Below are 14620 nucleotides of genomic sequence, written 5' to 3' on the forward strand. Positions count from 1 at the left end.
GAGATCGACATGACCGACGATGCGACGCCGCCCGACAGCAAGCTGACCCGCTCCAAGCAGCGCTGGGCGAGCGAGCACAAATTCTTGACCGGCCATGACGCGCGGCCCGAGGACGAGCGGTTGCCGCCGGGCCAGCATCTGGTGCGCGACTGGCCGGTGCTCGATCTCGGGCGCCAGCCGGATATCGCCACCGACCGGTGGGAGCTGCGCATCGGCGGGCTGGTCGAGCAGCCGGTGACGCTCGACTGGGCGGCGTTCATGGCGCTGCCGCAGACGCGCAGCCGGTCGGACATCCACTGCGTCACGACCTGGTCGCGCTACGACAACGATTGGGCGGGCGTCGCGACGCGTGACCTGCTCGACGTGGTGCAGCCGACCGCCGCGGCGGCGTTCGTCAAGCTGCACGGCTATGACGGCTACACCACCAACCTGCCGCTCGCCGATTTCGCGGCGGAGCAGGCGATGGTGGCGCATAGCTGGGACGGCGCACCGCTGACGCGTGCGCATGGCGGCCCGGCGCGGCTGCTCGTCCCGCATCTCTATTTGTGGAAAAGCGCCAAATGGTTGCGCGGCATCGACATCCTCGCCGCCGATGCGCCCGGTTTCTGGGAGGTCAACGGCTATCACATGCGCGGCGATCCCTGGACGGAGGAACGCTATTCGTAAGCCCGGTCGGCGAGGGCGGTGTCGTCGACCGCCTGGATGATCTCGGCGCGATCCTCGCACAGGTGCAAGGCGGTGAGCACGCCGGTCTTATAGGCGCCGGTATCGATGCCGATGCGGTGCGGCAGTATCGTCGGGCGATTGCCGGTCCAGGTGTGGCCGTGGACGATCACCGAGGCGGCGGGTTTCGGGTGGTCGAGGAATCCCTCGCGAATCCAGAGCAGATCGTCGCGGCGCTGCGCATGGAGCGCGACGCCGGGCACGACGCCGGCATGGACGAAGGCATAATCGCCGATCTCGATCAGCAGTTCGAGGCGAAGCAGCAGATGATAATGCGAGGTCGGCATCGCATCGAGCAGGCTGTCGCGCAGCGCGGTCAGCGCCGCCGGCCGTTCCAGTTCGGCCGGCTCGGGCATCTCGATGCCGTAGGAGCGCACGGTCGCGGCGCCGCCGACCGCCAGCCACCGGCCGTGGTCGGTCGGCTGTTCGAGGAAGTCGCGCAGCATCGCCTCGTGATTGCCTTCGAGCAGCCGCGCCTCGACCGCAGTCGAGCGCAGCAGCCAGGTCAGTGCGGCGAGCACCTCGGCCGACGCCGGCCCGCGATCGACATAATCGCCGCACAGCACCAGCAGCGGCGTCACGCCCGGATAGCGTTCCGCCGCATCGCGATTGATCTCGGCGAGCAGCGCCCGCAGCAAATCGTAGCGGCCGTGGACATCGCCGATCGCGTAGAGCGGCTGTTCCCCGGCGCGCACGCCGTCCGCCGGCGCAAGCCGCTCGCGCCGGAAGCCGATCATTGCAGCGCCACGCGATCCTCCGCCGGCGCATCCTCGGCGAACACGCGCAGGTCGGCGGCGATCATGCCGTAGATGCGCAACGCCTCGCGGGGCCGGCGGACGGCGACGCGGCGGGCGCGCAGCCATTCGTCGCGATAGTCACGCAGCGTGCCCGCGCGGACCTGCGCCATCGTCGCCTGGTCGTAGGCGACGGCGACGGTACGTTCCGCGCTGCGCAATTGCGGCGCGAGGCAGCTCGCCTCGTCGAAACAGGCGCTGCGCCTCGGTGCGGTGGCCAGCACGGCGGCACGGTCGGGCGCATAGCTCGGCCGTTCGACGGGGCGCACGACCGGGCGCGGCGGCGCCTCCGCGACGATATCCCGCGTCGTCACGTAAGGACGCGGCGCGGGGGCCGCGGGCGTCACCGGTGCGTCGTCCGCGACGGCGGTGGGCGAGGGCGGCAGCGACGGGGTAGCGTCGGCGATCTGGACCGGCTGCGGCGCGACCGCCGGCACGGCGGCCGGTTGCGGGAGGGGTTGCGGCCGCTTGGTCGCGATCCGCTTCGCCGGCGCCGCGGCCGGTGCCTCCATCACGTTGCTGCCGCCGACGATCCCCGCGGTCAGCATCGTCACCACGCCGCCGGCGGCGAGCATCGCCAGCCACGGGCGGCGCTTGCGACGCAGCCGTTCCGGATGGGCGAGCACCGGCAGTGCCGCGGGCGCGCTGCGCAATTCCCGCCCGAAGATCGCGGCCATATCGTCGGCCACGCCTTTGATCTTGGGCGTCGCCTGCGGCCCGGTTGCTGGCAGATCGGAATCAATCATGATGGCGATATTAAGCATAAGCGCTGAACCTTGGCTGTATCCGATGTTCAACAATCGTTTCGCATTGGCGCGCGCCGCACCGTGAAAAGAGGCTCGCGCCGATGGAAGCGCTGCCATAGAACGGCCGGGTGATGCTTCTCCCGCTCCTCGCCGCCACCGCCGCGCCGATCCCGGCCGATCCGACGATCACGCTGCGCAACGGCGGGGGCATGGCGGTCCGCCTGATCCCGCAGGGTGCGATCGTGACCGCGATCGAGGTGCCCGACCGCAACGGCCGCGTCGCCAATGTCGTGCTCGGCTATCCCAGGGCTGCGGACTATCGGACCAAGATCCGCAAGAACGGCTTCGGCGCGACGATCGGGCGCTATGCCGGGCGGATCGCCGGCGCGCGCTTCGCGATCGACGGCGGGCCCGTGACGCTGGTCGCCAACGACGGTGCCAATGCGCTGCACGGCGGCGGCCCGTTCGGCTTCGACACATCGGACTGGCAAGTGCGCCACCGATCTGGCGGCGACCGCGCGACCTTCACCTTGGTCAGCCCGGACGGCTTCCAGAACTTTCCGGGCCGCCTGACGGTAACGGTGCGCTATCGGCTGTCCGCCGACAACGCGCTGCACATCGATTATCGCGCGCGCACCACAAGGCCGACCGCGGTGAACATCACCAACCACAGCTATTTCAACCTCGCCGGCGAGGGTAGCGGGAGCGTGTTCGGTCAGTGGCTGCAACTGCGGGCGGAGCGCGCGATCGTCACCGACGCGGGCGGCATCCCGACCGGGCGGCTGGCGCCGGTGGCGGACACGCCGATGGATTTCCGCTGCCCGCGGCGCATCGGCGAGCGGATCGCCAGCCCGGAACTCAAGGGCCGCGGCTACAATCACGCCTGGCTGTTCGACAAGCCCGTCGGCACGCTCGCGCCGGTGGCGCGGCTGATCGACCCGGCATCGGGCCGGACGCTGACGATCGAGACGACGGAGCCGTCGGTGCAGCTCTATACCGGCGGCTATATCGACGGCAGCGACGCCGGTCCGAGCGGCCACGTCTACCAGCCCGGGGACGGCGTCGCGCTGGAGATGCAGCACGTCTCCGACAGCCCGCACCAGCCGCAATTCCCGACGACGATCCTGCGCCCCGGCCAGACCTATCGGCAGACGACGATCTGGCGGTTCGGCACCGACGGCACCGCGGCGCCTAGCTGCCGCTGACCGCGTTCCGGCGCCCCACGCGCAGGCCCGCGGCCGGCGCCGCGCGTTGCCGGCAGGCGAGCGCCAGCGCGACGCACGTCGCCGCCAGCGTCGCCAGCGCCGCGACGATCAGCAGCGACGGCGGCGAGTGCGGATCGGCGAGCGTGTCGCGATAGGCGGAGGCGCCGAGCACGCGGCCGAGCAGCAGCATCGCCGCCGCCTGCGCCAGCTTCGACACGCAGGTGAAGACGCCGACATAGCCGGTCGCGCCGCCCGCCGCGGCGCGGCGCATTATCGCCGCCCACAGCATCAGCCACAGCCCGCTCGCCCCCGCGCCGAAGCCGAACCCGGCGAGGATCACCCCCGCCGCCGTGGCCCGCAGCGGACCGAGCAGGATCAGCGCCGCGAGCACAAGCACCAGCGCCGCCGCACCCAAGGCGCCGCTGGTCCGCACCCGGCGCCGGCAGGCGAGCCACGCCGGCTGGCTGACGAGTCCGCCGATTCCCGCCCACAGCAGCAGCCCGACGCCGCCCGCGGCATAAGCGGCATAATAGGGCTCCAGCGTGCGGAACAGCGAACTCGCCGCCACCATCACCGCCAGCGCGGCGAGGATCGTCGCGAAGCGCAGCGCGACGCCGTCGTCGTCGCGCTGCGCCGGCATCGCCGCGATCCCGGTGATCGGCGATCGCGCCAGCCACCAGCCGGTCGCGCAGACCAACGAAGACAGGATCGCCGCCCAGGTCAGCCACGGCAGGTCGGCATGGCCGTGGATCAGCAGCGGTCCGGCCAGGCCGCCGACCGCGATGCTCGCCAGACCCGAGGCGACGTTGCGCCGCGCGAGCAGCGTACAGCGCCCGTCCTCGTCGAGCGGCGCCAGCGCGACCATCGCATTCTGCGGCACGTCGATGAATGGATAGGCGAGGCGGAACGCCAGCAACGTCGCCAATGCCCACGACAGCCGCGCCTCCGCCCCGACCAGCGGCGTCGCGCAGAACGACAGGAAGAACAGACAGGTCGCCGGCGTCGCGGCAAGCTGCAACCGCGCCGCGCCGGCGAGCCCGACCATTCGCCCGCGCCAGCGCATTCCCAGCGCCGCATCGACCACGCCGTTGAGCGCCAGCGTCGCCGCCATCACCCCGCTCATCGCCGCCGCGCTGAGCCCACAGGCTTCGGTGAGGAAGAAGCCGAACAGCAAGGTGCTGGCATGCCACAATTGGCTCTTGGCGAAATGCGCGAGCAGATAGGGCGAGAGCGCCGCCGCCAGTGCCGGGCGCATCCGGCCATCGCAAGGCGGTGTGGTCCCCATCCGCGCAAGGCTAGCCGGTCTGTGTGTGCCTTTTGTGTAAGCGCGCCGCATCGCATCGGTTCGGGCGAAACCTCCGCGCGACCTCTGCAAACGCCACCCGTGCTCCTGCGAAAGCACGAGCCCAGGGTTCCGAATGCCGCAAGCCGTTGTGCTGCTTGGCCCTGGGTTCCTGCTTTCGCAGGAACACTGTGCTGATCCGCCGACATTGCGGACTTTCGAAGAGAACTTGCCTCCGCGCCGGCTCGCCCCACCCAGCAACTAAACGCCGCCTTAACCTGTCTCCCCGCATGAGCCTGTGGGAATTGCCGGGGACCCATGGACGACCTTTTACAGGAATTCATCGCCGAGACACGCGAGACGCTGGAGGCGCTTTCGGGGGAGATCGTCGCGTGGGAGGCGGCGCCGACCGACCGTGCGCGGCTCGATGCGATCTTCCGCTTCGTCCATACGGTGAAGGGCAGCTGCGGGTTTCTCGACCTGCCGCGGCTGGCGCGGCTCAGCCACGCCGCCGAGGACGTGCTCGCCGCGGTCCGCGACGGCAAGCGTGTTCCCGATACGCTGCTGGTCGATGCCGTGCTCGCGATCGTCGATCGCATCGGCGAACTGGTCGAGGCGATCGATTCGGGCGCGGCGCTCGACGATTCCAGCGAGGAGCTGCTGATCGCCGCGCTCGCCGAGGATGCGCGGCCCGTCGCGCAGGTCCAGCCCGCCGCGATGGTCCGCGCCAACAGCCGTTCGGTCCGTCTCAACGTCGATCTGCTCGACCGGATGATGAGCGGCATGTCGGAGATGGTGCTGGCGCGCAACGAACTCGCCCGCCGGCTGCGCGACGAACAGGTCGATCCGCTGGTCGAGGCGGCGCTGGAACGATTGTCGCTGACCGTCTCCGACATGCGCGACACCGTCACGCGCACGCGGATGCAGCGGATCGACGCGCTCTTCTCCGCGCTGCCACGGATGGTTCGCGATACCGCGGGCGAACTCGGCAAGCTGGTCGCGTTGAGCATTGGCGGGGCGGATGTCGAACTCGATCGCGAGATGATCGAATTGATGCGCGATCCGCTGGTCCATATCATCCGCAACGCGGTCGATCACGGTATCGAGACGCCCGCCGAACGCCGTGCCGCGGGCAAGCCCGAAAACGGGCGGCTGATCGTCTCGGCGCGCCAGTCGGGCAACCAGATCCTGATCGAGATCGCCGACGACGGCCGCGGCATCGACGTCGACCGGCTCACCGCCAAGGCGCGCGCGCAGGGGCTGGTCACCGACGCCGCGCTCGCCGGCATGGACTCCGCGGCGCGGCTCGATCTCGTCTTCCACGCCGGCCTGTCGAGCCGCGACACCGTCACCGCCATTTCCGGCCGCGGCGTCGGCATGGACGTGGTGCGTTCCAACATCGAACATATCGGCGGGCGTATCCAGCTCGCGAGCCGGCCGGGGCAGGGGCTGACGATCGTCATCGCGGTGCCGCTGACGCTGTCGATCATGTCGACGATCGTCGTCGGCGTCGGCGACCAAAGGTTCGCGATCGCGCGCCAGTCGGTCGACGAGATCCTGCGCGTGCGCGGCGACGCGGTGCGGATCGACACCATCGGCGATGCGGAGGTGGCGACGGTGCGCGGCCGGCGGCTGCCGCTCGTGTCGCTCGGCCGGCTGCTCGGCATCGGCGACGGCGGCGAGACGACGCTGGCGATCGTCTCCACCCGCGACGGCGATTACGCGCTGGCGATCGATCACGTCATCGATACCGAGGAATTGGTGGTGAAGCCCGCCGCGCCGGCGGTGATGGCGACCGGCGTCTACGCCGGCCATACGTTGCCCGATTCGGGGCTGCCGATGCTGTTGCTCGACGCATCGGGCATCGCCGTCGTCGCCGGGCTCCGCTTCCTGCGCGGCCTCGCCGGCGAGGAGGACGCTGCGGTCGCCGCGCCGGCGCCGGGCGTGCTCGCGCTGATGTTCGAGGATCTCGACGGGCAGCGCCGCGTGCTGCCGATCGCCGCGATCGACCGCGTGGAGCCGGTCTCGGCGGACGCGATCCGCCGCACCGGCGGCCAGTTGCGGCTGGCGATCGGCGGCAGCCTGGTGCCGCTCTATTCCGCCGCGCCGATCGGCGATCGCCGCGACGTGCCCGTGCTCCGCCTCACCGACGGCGTCACCGAGATCGCCTATGCGATCCACGAACCGGTCGAGATCGTCCAGTTGCCGACCGAGATCGCGCCCGCGCGCGGCACCGGGCCGGTCGCCGGGGTGGTGATCATCGATGGCGAACAGGTCGAACTGCTCGACGCGCATGCGCTGTTCGCCGGCGAGCTGCGGCCGTCCGCCAGCGACCGATTGTGTTGGCTGCAACCGGATGCCGGCGGCTGGATGGAGACGTTCCTGCGGCCGATGCTGGAGGCGCTCGGCTATCGCTGCGTGATGCAGCCGCCACCGGACGGACCGGCCGATGTCGCGTTCGTCATGAACGATGCCGCGATCGCCCCCGCCGACGCGCGCAACGTCGTGCGGCTGCGGCAGGAGCGTCACGACGTCGGCGATCCCGCCAGTATCTATCGCTACGACCGGCCGGCGCTGCTCGATGCGCTGGCGCATGCCGTGGGAGGCCGCTGATGGGCTTGTTCCTGATCGCGCATATCGCCGGCCGCGGCGTCGCCATCGAGACCAGCCAGGTCGATTCGGTGGTCGACATCGCCGAGATCGTCGCGGTGCCCCGCGCGGAGGCCGCGGTGCGCGGGCTGGTCGCGTTGCGCAGCCGGGTGGTCACCGTCATCGACACCGGTACCGCGCTCGGCCTCGATCCGACGCCCGATTCGGCGCGCCGCGCGGTGATCACGCGGATCGACGGCCATCATTATGCGATCCTGGTCGACGAGCTGGAGGACGTGTCCGTCTTCGATCGCCAGCCGCTGTCGCCCGGCCTCGCGCTCGATCGCGGCTGGGCGGAGGTCGGCGTCGGGCTGGTCGAGCGCGACGGCGAACCGCTGCTGATCGTCGATCTCGCCGCCCTCGTCCCGCAACAGGTGCTCGCCGCTTAACGCGACGCTTACGCTTCGCTGCCATCATGCCAAGCAGCGATCATCGCTGGTAAAAAGGCTTATCCATGAAGACGTGCCTCGTAGTCGACGATTCGAAGGTGATCCGGAAGGTCGCGCGCCACATTTTGGAGACGCTCGATTTCACCGTGGCGGAGGCGTGCGACGGCCGCGAGGCGCTGGACGCCTGCCTGGCCTCGCCGCCCGATGTGATCCTGCTCGACTGGAACATGCCGGTGATGAGCGGCATGGACTTCCTGCGCGCGCTGCGCGAGGCGCCGATCGCCTCGCGCCCCAAGGTGGTGTTCTGCACCACCGAGAACGGCATGGCCTATATCCGCGCCGCGATCGAGGCGGGGGCGGACGAATATGTGATGAAGCCGTTCGATCGCGACACGCTCGAATCGAAACTCCAGATCGTCGGCATGGCCTGACGGGCGGGAGCCCTGCCATGGCCACCGCCGTCCACCCCCTTCACCAGCCGGATGCCGCAGCGGGTCGCCGTGCGCCCGCACGCGTGCTCATCGTCGACGATTCGGCGGTGGCGCGCGCGGTGATGGAGCGGATCATCGCCGCGACCGACCGTTACGTGGTGATCGCCAGCGTCAGCACCGCGTCCGCGGCGCTGGCGGTGCTCGCCCGCGAACGCGTCCAGTTCGTGCTGCTCGACGTGCAGATGCCCGGCGTCGACGGCCTCACCGCCTTGCCCGGCCTGATCGCGGCGGGGCAGGGGGCGAACGTGCTCGTCGTGTCCGGCCAGGCCGGTGAAGGCGCCGCGACCACGGTACAGGCGCTGGCGCTCGGCGCGACCGACACCGTCTTCAAGCCGGCGAGCGGCGAGCGGCTGGGTCAGTTCGGCGAGATCCTGATCGACAAGCTCGATCGGCTCGCCAGCGTCGCCTGCGACGGCCGCCGGGCGCCCGCCGTGGTGCCGCTGCGCTCCGCCGCCACGCCGATGCCGCGTACCGCCCCCGCGGCCGACGAATATGACGTGATGGCGATCGGTGCGTCGACCGGCGGCATCCATGCGCTCAGCGCGCTGCTCGCGGAGATTCCCGCGACCTTTCGCCTGCCGATCCTCATCACCCAGCACCTGCCGGCGTCGTTCATGCCCTATTTCGCCGCGCAGCTCGCGGTGATCGGCAACCGCCCGTGCGAGGTCGCGATCGACCGGCTGCGGTTGCGGCCCGGCCGGATCATCGTCGCGCCCGGCGACGCGCATATGCGCTGCGTCGCGCTCGGCGACGGATCGGCGGCGATCCGCCTGACCCACGATGCCGCGCCGAGCGGCTGCACGCCCTCGGTCGATCCGATGTTCGCCTCGATGGCGGAGGTGTTCGGCGCGCGCATGCTGGCGGTGGTGCTGAGCGGCATGGGCCGCGACGGGGCGGAGGGTGCGCGGCTGGTCCATCAGGCCGGCGGCTGCGTGCTGGTGCAGGATCAGGCGAGTTCGGTGATCTGGGGCATGCCGGGCGCGGTCGCCGACGGCGGCAGCGCCGATGCGGTGCTGCCCCCCGACGCGATCGGCCGCCTCGCCGCGGCCCGACGCCGGCCATGAACGCCGCGCCGCACCCCCCCGTTTCGCCCGGCGTCTCCCAGGTCGCGCTCAACGTCTTCAGCGCCTTGCTCGAGGCGCGTACCGGCCAGCAGATCGCCAGTTATCGTTCGTGGCGGATCGATACCGCGCTCAAGCCCTTGCTGCGCGAACGCCGGCTCGACACGCTCGACCAGCTCGTCACGCTGCTGCTCGACGGCAATGATGCGCGCGTCGGCGACCAGATCGTCAACGCCCTGGTCAATCAGGAGACCTCCTTCTTCCGCGACGCGCCGGTCTTCGATCTGGTGCTGGAGGCGGTCGCCGCCGCCGAGGCGGCGGGGCGCCGGCCGCGCATCTGGTGCGCGGGCTGTTCGACCGGGCAGGAGCCCTTGTCGCTGGCGATGCTGTTCGCCGAACGTGCCGAGGGCGGCGCAGCGGTGCCCGAAATCGTCGCCACCGACGTGTCGGAAGCCGCCTGCACCCGCGCCCGCGCCGGCCGCTACACGCAATTCGAGATCCAGCGCGGTCTGCCGATCCGGCGCATGGTCCGCTGGTTCCATGCCGACGGTACCGACTGGGTCGCCAAGCCCGAGCTGACCCGGCTGGTGACGGTGCGCCGCCACAATCTCGTCGCCGAACCGCCGCCGCCCGGTGCGTTCGACGTGATCCTGTGCCGCAACGTGCTGCTCTACCTTTCGGCCCCGGCCAAAAGCGAGGTGTTCGCCCGCTTCGCGGCGGCGATCCGGCCGGGCGGTACGCTGGCGCTCGGTGCGGGCGAGACGGTGATCGGCCAGACCGACGCCTTCCAGCCCAGCCGCCGCCTGCGCGGCCTCTACGAACGCACCGGCAAGGCCCCCCGCGCGGCGGCGGCCTGATCCCCCTTACGCATCCGTTCGGCCTTCGCTAGGCTGCGCGGATGACAATCCTCGACACGCCCTCGCCGAACTTCGACGAGCGGTCGATGCCGATCACCATGATCGTGCTGCATTATACCGGCATGCAGGATGGCCCGTCCGCGCTGGCGCGGCTGCGCGATCCCGAGGCGAAGGTGTCCGCGCATTATCTGATCGAGGAGGACGGCACCGTCTGCCGGCTGGTCGCCGAGGAGATGCGCGCCTGGCATGCCGGCCGATCGCATTGGCGCGGCATCACCGACATCAATTCCGCGAGCGTCGGGATCGAGATCGTCAATCCCGGCCACGAATGGGGCTATCGCCCGTTCACCGAGGAACAGATCGACGCGCTGATCCCGCTGGTCGCGGCGATCAAGGACCGCCACGGCATCACCCGCGGCAATATCGTCGGCCATTCGGACATCGCACCCGCCCGCAAGCGCGATCCCGGCGAGCTGTTCCCCTGGTATCGCCTCGCCAAGCTGCGCCTCGCGCTGCCGCGGCCGACGCGCAACCTGATGGACCCGATGTGGCCGCAGGCCGGCTTCCTGCTCGCGCTCGAACGCTTCGGCTATGACGTCAGCGAACCGATGGCGGCGATCATGGCGTTCCAGCGCCGCTACCGCCCCGAACTGGTCGATGGCGAGATCGACGCGGAATGCCGGATGATCCTGCTCGCGCTGCTGCTTCCCAAACCGCAGGGGGATGACTGATCTTGCTGAACGCTGCGGTAGAGCAGCGTTCAGGGGGTGCGGGCCGGCACCGCTTCCCTAGCGCGTGTTCCCGCGCTAGGGCGACCGGCGTCAGAGGGTCGGGCGGCCGCGGGTATCTCTTGGGATACGCGAGGAAAGTCCGGGCTCCGCGAAACGACGGTGCCGGGTAACGCCCGGCGGGGGCGACCCCAGGGAAAGTGCCACAGAGAGCAGACGGCGCCGGCTTCGGCCACGCCACGGTGAAAGGGTGCGGTAAGAGCGCACCGCGCGCCTGGTAACAGGGGCGGCACGGCAAACCCCACCGGGAGCAAGACCGAATAGGGGCGGCACATGGGCTTCGTTTCAGCTCGTCGCCCGGGTTGGTTGCTGGAGGCGGCGCGCGAGCGTCGTCCTAGAGGAATGGTCGCCTATCCCCCGCAAGGGGGTGGACAGAACCCGGCTTACAGACCCTCTGACATCACGCCCCCGTTGCGCCGCGCCGTCCAAGGCTTATGTGATCCCGATGGCGCGCAGCACATCTCGTTCGAACGATTGGGGGTTCCCGCGCTGGCGCGGCTATGGCTCGGGCCGCGAGACGACGACGGTGCGCATCTGCGACCGCCACGGCTGCGACGAGCCGGGCAATTGCCCCGCGCCCAAATCGCCCAACAGCCCCGACCGCTGGTATTTCTGCGCGACGCACGCCGGCGAATACAATCGCGGCTGGAATTATTTCGAGGGCCTGTCCGCCGAAGAGGCGGCGCAGCGCGAGGCGTCGGAGACGAGCACCGCGTCCGGCTACGCCAATGCCAGCCATTACGCCTGGGGCGGATCGGGTGACGGCAGCCGATCGCGCGACGAAATGCACGCGCTGGAGGCGCTGGGGCTCGACACCGACGCGGATTTCGACGCGGTGAAGACGGCGTGGCGCAAGCTCGCCAAGGAGAACCATCCGGACATCCGCCCCGGCGACGGCAACGCCGCGGTCCGCTTCCAGGCGGTGCAGGCGGCCTATGAGGTGTTGCGCGCGGCGGAGGAGCGGCGCGAGTGGCGCCCCCGCTGAAGCAGGTGCCCAGCGCCTGGCAGGGCGCGATCCTGGTCTGCGGCAAATGTTCGAAGAAGCTCGACGGCGGCTTCGGCAAGAAGCGGCGCACGCCGCTCGCCAAGGTGCTGCGCAGGATCCTCGGCGTGGGGAAGGGGCGCAAGGCGACGCTCGGCGTGGTCGAGACGCGCTGTCTCGGTTTGTGCCCGCGCGACGGGGTCGCGATGATCGACGGCCGTTCGCCGGGGACGTGGCTGGTGGTGCCGAAGGACGCCGACGTCGCCGAACTGGCGGCGCGGCTGCATCGGCCATCGCCGGCTCACGATGCCGCGAAGGACCCGGCCCCGACGGCGTGAGCCGCACCGCTACACGTAGCGCGCTGCCGTCTCGCGGATCAGCGCGATCATGTTGGGAATGCCCTGCGTCCGGTTCGAGCTGAGCTGGTTCTTGAGGTCGAACGGCGCCAGCTCGCCCTCGATGTCCGCGGCGGCGACCGCCGGCGGCGCGCCGTCCTGCACCGTCAGCAGCACCAGCGCGATGATCCCCTTGGTGATCGCCGCATTGCTGTCGGCGAGGAAGTGGAGCGTGCCGTCCTCACGCCGTGTCGGATAGACCCACACCGACGCCGAACAGCCGCGCACCAGCGTCGCCTCGGTCTTCAGCGCATCGGGCATCGGCTCGAGCGTGCGGCCGAGATCGATCAACAGGCGATAGCGATCGTCGGCATCGAGGAAGTCGTATTCGTCGCGGATCTCGGCGATGCTGGTCATGCAGGCGGCGGTACAGGCGGGGGCGGGGAGGGGCAACCGTCGGAAAGCCTCAACCCCTTCGTCATCGCGGCGAAAGCCGGGACCCATGGTCGCGGGCGGGCGGCAAGGGCGCGCTATCGCCGATTTTGTCGTATCCATCGGTCCCGGCGTTCGCCGGGATGACGAAGGGGATAGCGCAGTCCCGTACCCACGCCACCGCCATCATCCGGGTGCCTACAGATCCACCCCGGCGGCGATCGCCTCCAGCTTGCGGATGCGCTCCTTCAGATCGGCGATCTCGATCCGCGAGCCAGCGGAAGGGCCGGACGGGATCGGCGCCTGGGCGTCGAGCTGCTGGTGTTTGAGCGCCAGCCAGCCGCGCCAGCCCGACAGGCAGGCGATGACGAGCATCGCCAGCCCGGCCAGCGCCACCAGCGAGAGAGTGAGATAGACGTTGGGATCGGTCATGATCGGCCTCCGTTGGCGGTTGCGCAGCGCGTGATCTCGCGGTCGGGATCGGCGGCTGCGGGTGTCGGTGATGATGCGCGCCACCATCCGGGCGCGTTCGTCGCGTTGCTCCGCCACGAGGACGAAGCCATCATATCGGTAGTCGCGGGTATCGGTGTTCAGTTGATCGGCAGGCGACCGGGCCGCGCATCGCGCAGCGTCTCGATCTCCTGCGCCAGATCGGCGCCGCGATCGGTGACGATGCGTTCGAGGACGCGGACCCGCTCCTCCAGCCGCTCGGTCTGGGCGGCATATTGCGCCGCCTTTTCCGCAACCTTGTCCGCCTCGATCTCCATCCGGCGCTGCTGGAGCGCGAACCACGGCTTGACGAAGACGCCGCCGAAGATCGCGAGCAGGCCGCAGGAGATGCCGAGGATCGGGATCATCAAAGGGGTCATCGGTCCGTCCTTCAGCTGGCGCGCAATTGGTCGATTTCGTGGCCGAGCCGGTGCGCGCGGTCGGTGACGATGCTCTCGACGGTCGCCAGCCGCTCCTGCAGCCGGTCGATCTGGCCGATGCGGCGGGCGTTCTCGGCGTCGAGCAGGTCGATGTTCTGGCGCGCCTCCAGATCGGGGGCGACGGTCGCCTGCCGTACCTTGCGGCGGCCGTACCATTGGATGGCGAGCGTGATCGCCGCGCCCAGGATCATACAGAAGACGTGATCGGGACCCATGATGCCGGTTCCTTCCTATTTGTCGCGGAGCGCTTCGATCTCGCGAGCGGTGCGCTCGGCGGGATCGGTGGCGATGCGTTCGAGGACGGCGATCCGTTCCTCCAGCCGGCTGACCTGGCCGGTCAGCTTGTCGTTCTCGTTGCTGAGCAGCATGATCTTGCGCTCCGCCTCGATATCCTCGCCGGCGGTGCCGCGCGTGCGGCGGCGGCTGCGGCGGCCTTCGTCCTCGATCGGGTAGCCATGCTTGGCCTTGACCCAGGTGGTGAAGGCGTGGCGCGCACTGATCGCACCGACGACGCCGACCGGCACCATCCAACCCATGTCCATCGTGATTCTCCCTGAACCTGCCGCGCGAGTCGTTGCTCAGCGCAGGCTGTCGATTTCCTCGGCCAGCCGGCTGTTGCGGCTGGTGTAATGCAGCTCGATGTCGGCGAGCCGGCGATCGATGTCGCGGAACTTGCTGCGCACTTCCGTAGTCGAGCGCGTCGGATTGGAGCGGACCCCCTGCCAGAATTTGGCATCCTCGGGCGTGTCGTACAGGCCGTTAGGCTTGTTATCCGCGACCCAGGCGATGATCATATAGGCGATCACGATCCACCATTGTTGGGCGATGATCGTCATCCCCGCGACGCCGAGACGAACCCAGAGCACGTCGACCCCGGTATAATCGGCGATCCCCGCGCACACGCCCTTCCACTTGGCATCCTGCGGATCGAGGTAGAATTTGGTGCGGCTCGACATC

General features: G+C 69.9%; 19 protein-coding genes and 1 other RNA gene. 11 read left to right on the plus strand and 9 right to left on the minus strand.

Annotated elements, in window-relative coordinates:
* Positions 1–9: 9 nt before the first annotated feature.
* Positions 10–666, plus strand: a complete 657-nt coding sequence (locus SFC76_RS00410; protein ID WP_322847528.1) for a sulfite oxidase-like oxidoreductase — start codon at positions 10–12, stop codon at positions 664–666.
* Here the strand turns inward: SFC76_RS00410 and SFC76_RS00415 are convergent.
* Together SFC76_RS00415 and SFC76_RS00420 are read right to left on the minus strand one after the other, a co-directional pair.
* Positions 657–1460: a metallophosphoesterase gene (locus SFC76_RS00415; protein ID WP_322847529.1), complete on the minus strand. Its 804-nt coding sequence runs from the start codon at positions 1458–1460 to the stop codon at positions 657–659. The two genes, SFC76_RS00410 and SFC76_RS00415, sit on opposite strands and share 10 nt — an antisense overlap.
* On the minus strand, positions 1457–2263 hold the full coding sequence (locus tag SFC76_RS00420) for a hypothetical protein (protein ID WP_322847530.1): 807 nt from the start codon (positions 2261–2263) through the stop codon (positions 1457–1459). Before SFC76_RS00420 ends, SFC76_RS00415 begins: the two co-directional genes overlap by 4 nt.
* A 131-nt stretch (positions 2264–2394) precedes the next feature.
* Between SFC76_RS00420 and SFC76_RS00425 the strand changes: the two genes are divergently transcribed.
* A complete protein-coding gene (locus SFC76_RS00425) occupies positions 2395–3468 on the plus strand; it encodes an aldose epimerase family protein (protein ID WP_322847531.1) in 1074 nt (357 codons plus the stop codon).
* On the opposite strand, the gene SFC76_RS00430 is transcribed toward SFC76_RS00425, so the two are convergent.
* Positions 3455–4723, minus strand: a complete 1269-nt coding sequence (locus tag SFC76_RS00430) for an MFS transporter (RefSeq protein WP_322847532.1) — start codon at positions 4721–4723, stop codon at positions 3455–3457. The genes SFC76_RS00425 and SFC76_RS00430 overlap by 14 nt on opposite strands.
* A 345-nt stretch (positions 4724–5068) precedes the next feature.
* Here SFC76_RS00430 and SFC76_RS00435 point away from each other — a divergent pair, with 345 nt between their 5' ends.
* The 9 genes from SFC76_RS00435 (at position 5069) to SFC76_RS00475 (ending at position 12305) form a co-directional block, all read left to right on the plus strand.
* Positions 5069–7363: a chemotaxis protein CheA gene (locus SFC76_RS00435; protein ID WP_322847533.1), complete on the plus strand. Its 2295-nt coding sequence runs from the start codon at positions 5069–5071 to the stop codon at positions 7361–7363.
* Complete coding sequence (locus SFC76_RS00440; RefSeq protein WP_322847534.1) at positions 7363–7788, plus strand: chemotaxis protein CheW; 426 nt, start codon at positions 7363–7365, stop codon at positions 7786–7788. Before SFC76_RS00435 ends, SFC76_RS00440 begins: the two co-directional genes overlap by 1 nt.
* 65 nt (positions 7789–7853) lie before the next feature.
* Entirely contained in the window at positions 7854–8219 is a 366-nt protein-coding gene (locus tag SFC76_RS00445) for a response regulator (protein WP_038660946.1), read from the plus strand.
* A 17-nt stretch (positions 8220–8236) separates the two neighbouring features.
* The gene (locus SFC76_RS00450; protein ID WP_322847535.1) at positions 8237–9343 is read left to right on the plus strand and encodes a chemotaxis protein CheB; all 1107 of its coding nucleotides are present in this window, start codon (positions 8237–8239) and stop codon (positions 9341–9343) included.
* The gene (locus SFC76_RS00455; protein ID WP_322847536.1) at positions 9340–10197 is read left to right on the plus strand and encodes a protein-glutamate O-methyltransferase CheR; all 858 of its coding nucleotides are present in this window, start codon (positions 9340–9342) and stop codon (positions 10195–10197) included. Before SFC76_RS00450 ends, SFC76_RS00455 begins: the two co-directional genes overlap by 4 nt.
* 41 nt (positions 10198–10238) lie before the next feature.
* On the plus strand, positions 10239–10928 hold the full coding sequence (locus SFC76_RS00460) for an N-acetylmuramoyl-L-alanine amidase (protein WP_322847537.1): 690 nt from the start codon (positions 10239–10241) through the stop codon (positions 10926–10928).
* A gap of 90 nt (positions 10929–11018) precedes the next feature.
* An RNA gene (rnpB, locus tag SFC76_RS00465) (RNase P RNA component class A) lies at positions 11019–11387 on the plus strand.
* Positions 11388–11430: 43 nt separating this feature from the next.
* Positions 11431–11970 (plus strand): J domain-containing protein, encoded by a 540-nt coding sequence (locus SFC76_RS00470; protein WP_322847538.1) that lies wholly within the window; start codon positions 11431–11433, stop codon positions 11968–11970.
* On the plus strand, positions 11955–12305 hold the full coding sequence (locus SFC76_RS00475; protein ID WP_322847539.1) for a (2Fe-2S) ferredoxin domain-containing protein: 351 nt from the start codon (positions 11955–11957) through the stop codon (positions 12303–12305). Before SFC76_RS00470 ends, SFC76_RS00475 begins: the two co-directional genes overlap by 16 nt.
* A gap of 9 nt (positions 12306–12314) precedes the next feature.
* On the opposite strand, the gene SFC76_RS00480 is transcribed toward SFC76_RS00475, so the two are convergent.
* The 6 genes from SFC76_RS00480 to pspC all read right to left on the minus strand — a co-directional run bounded on the left by SFC76_RS00480 (position 12315) and on the right by pspC (position 14619).
* Positions 12315–12719 carry a SufE family protein gene (locus SFC76_RS00480; protein WP_322847540.1) on the minus strand — a complete coding sequence of 135 codons (405 nt, stop codon included), beginning with the start codon at positions 12717–12719 and terminating at the stop codon, positions 12315–12317.
* Between the two features lie 213 nt (positions 12720–12932).
* Positions 12933–13166 carry a hypothetical protein gene (locus SFC76_RS00485; RefSeq protein ID WP_322847541.1) on the minus strand — a complete coding sequence of 78 codons (234 nt, stop codon included), beginning with the start codon at positions 13164–13166 and terminating at the stop codon, positions 12933–12935.
* Between the two features lie 158 nt (positions 13167–13324).
* Positions 13325–13603, minus strand: a complete 279-nt coding sequence (locus SFC76_RS00490) for a hypothetical protein (protein ID WP_322847542.1) — start codon at positions 13601–13603, stop codon at positions 13325–13327.
* Positions 13604–13614: 11 nt separating this feature from the next.
* Positions 13615–13878: a hypothetical protein gene (locus tag SFC76_RS00495; protein WP_322847543.1), complete on the minus strand. Its 264-nt coding sequence runs from the start codon at positions 13876–13878 to the stop codon at positions 13615–13617.
* A 15-nt stretch (positions 13879–13893) separates the two neighbouring features.
* Complete coding sequence (locus tag SFC76_RS00500; protein WP_322848043.1) at positions 13894–14199, minus strand: hypothetical protein; 306 nt, start codon at positions 14197–14199, stop codon at positions 13894–13896.
* A 42-nt stretch (positions 14200–14241) separates the two neighbouring features.
* Positions 14242–14619, minus strand: a complete 378-nt coding sequence (pspC, locus tag SFC76_RS00505) for an envelope stress response membrane protein PspC (RefSeq protein WP_322847544.1) — start codon at positions 14617–14619, stop codon at positions 14242–14244.
* Between the last annotated feature and the right edge of the window lies 1 nt (position 14620).

This window comes from Sphingomonas sp. CD22, assembly GCF_034556155.1.
Lineage (GTDB): Bacteria > Pseudomonadota > Alphaproteobacteria > Sphingomonadales > Sphingomonadaceae > Sphingomonas.

Excerpts from the sequence above, each read along its gene's own strand:
- pspC (WP_322847544.1), bottom strand. The coding sequence starts at position 14,619 with ATGTCGAGCCGCACCAAATTCTACCTCGATCCGCAGGATGCCAAGTGG.
- SFC76_RS00490 (WP_322847542.1), bottom strand. The coding sequence starts at position 13,603 with ATGACCCCTTTGATGATCCCGATCCTCGGCATCTCCTGCGGCCTGCTC.
- SFC76_RS00430 (WP_322847532.1), bottom strand. The coding sequence starts at position 4,723 with ATGCGCCCGGCACTGGCGGCGGCGCTCTCGCCCTATCTGCTCGCGCAT.
- SFC76_RS00495 (WP_322847543.1), bottom strand. The coding sequence starts at position 13,878 with ATGGGTCCCGATCACGTCTTCTGTATGATCCTGGGCGCGGCGATCACG.
- SFC76_RS00460 (WP_322847537.1), top strand. The coding sequence starts at position 10,239 with ATGACAATCCTCGACACGCCCTCGCCGAACTTCGACGAGCGGTCGATG.
- SFC76_RS00480 (WP_322847540.1), bottom strand. The coding sequence starts at position 12,719 with ATGACCAGCATCGCCGAGATCCGCGACGAATACGACTTCCTCGATGCC.
- SFC76_RS00470 (WP_322847538.1), top strand. The coding sequence starts at position 11,431 with ATGGCGCGCAGCACATCTCGTTCGAACGATTGGGGGTTCCCGCGCTGG.
- SFC76_RS00415 (WP_322847529.1), bottom strand. The coding sequence starts at position 1,460 with ATGATCGGCTTCCGGCGCGAGCGGCTTGCGCCGGCGGACGGCGTGCGC.
- SFC76_RS00445 (WP_038660946.1), top strand. The coding sequence starts at position 7,854 with ATGAAGACGTGCCTCGTAGTCGACGATTCGAAGGTGATCCGGAAGGTC.
- SFC76_RS00420 (WP_322847530.1), bottom strand. The coding sequence starts at position 2,263 with ATGATTGATTCCGATCTGCCAGCAACCGGGCCGCAGGCGACGCCCAAG.
- SFC76_RS00440 (WP_322847534.1), top strand. The coding sequence starts at position 7,363 with ATGGGCTTGTTCCTGATCGCGCATATCGCCGGCCGCGGCGTCGCCATC.
- SFC76_RS00425 (WP_322847531.1), top strand. The coding sequence starts at position 2,395 with ATGCTTCTCCCGCTCCTCGCCGCCACCGCCGCGCCGATCCCGGCCGAT.
- SFC76_RS00500 (WP_322848043.1), bottom strand. The coding sequence starts at position 14,199 with ATGGGTTGGATGGTGCCGGTCGGCGTCGTCGGTGCGATCAGTGCGCGC.
- SFC76_RS00485 (WP_322847541.1), bottom strand. The coding sequence starts at position 13,166 with ATGACCGATCCCAACGTCTATCTCACTCTCTCGCTGGTGGCGCTGGCC.
- SFC76_RS00455 (WP_322847536.1), top strand. The coding sequence starts at position 9,340 with ATGAACGCCGCGCCGCACCCCCCCGTTTCGCCCGGCGTCTCCCAGGTC.
- SFC76_RS00410 (WP_322847528.1), top strand. The coding sequence starts at position 10 with ATGACCGACGATGCGACGCCGCCCGACAGCAAGCTGACCCGCTCCAAG.
- SFC76_RS00435 (WP_322847533.1), top strand. The coding sequence starts at position 5,069 with ATGGACGACCTTTTACAGGAATTCATCGCCGAGACACGCGAGACGCTG.
- SFC76_RS00450 (WP_322847535.1), top strand. The coding sequence starts at position 8,237 with ATGGCCACCGCCGTCCACCCCCTTCACCAGCCGGATGCCGCAGCGGGT.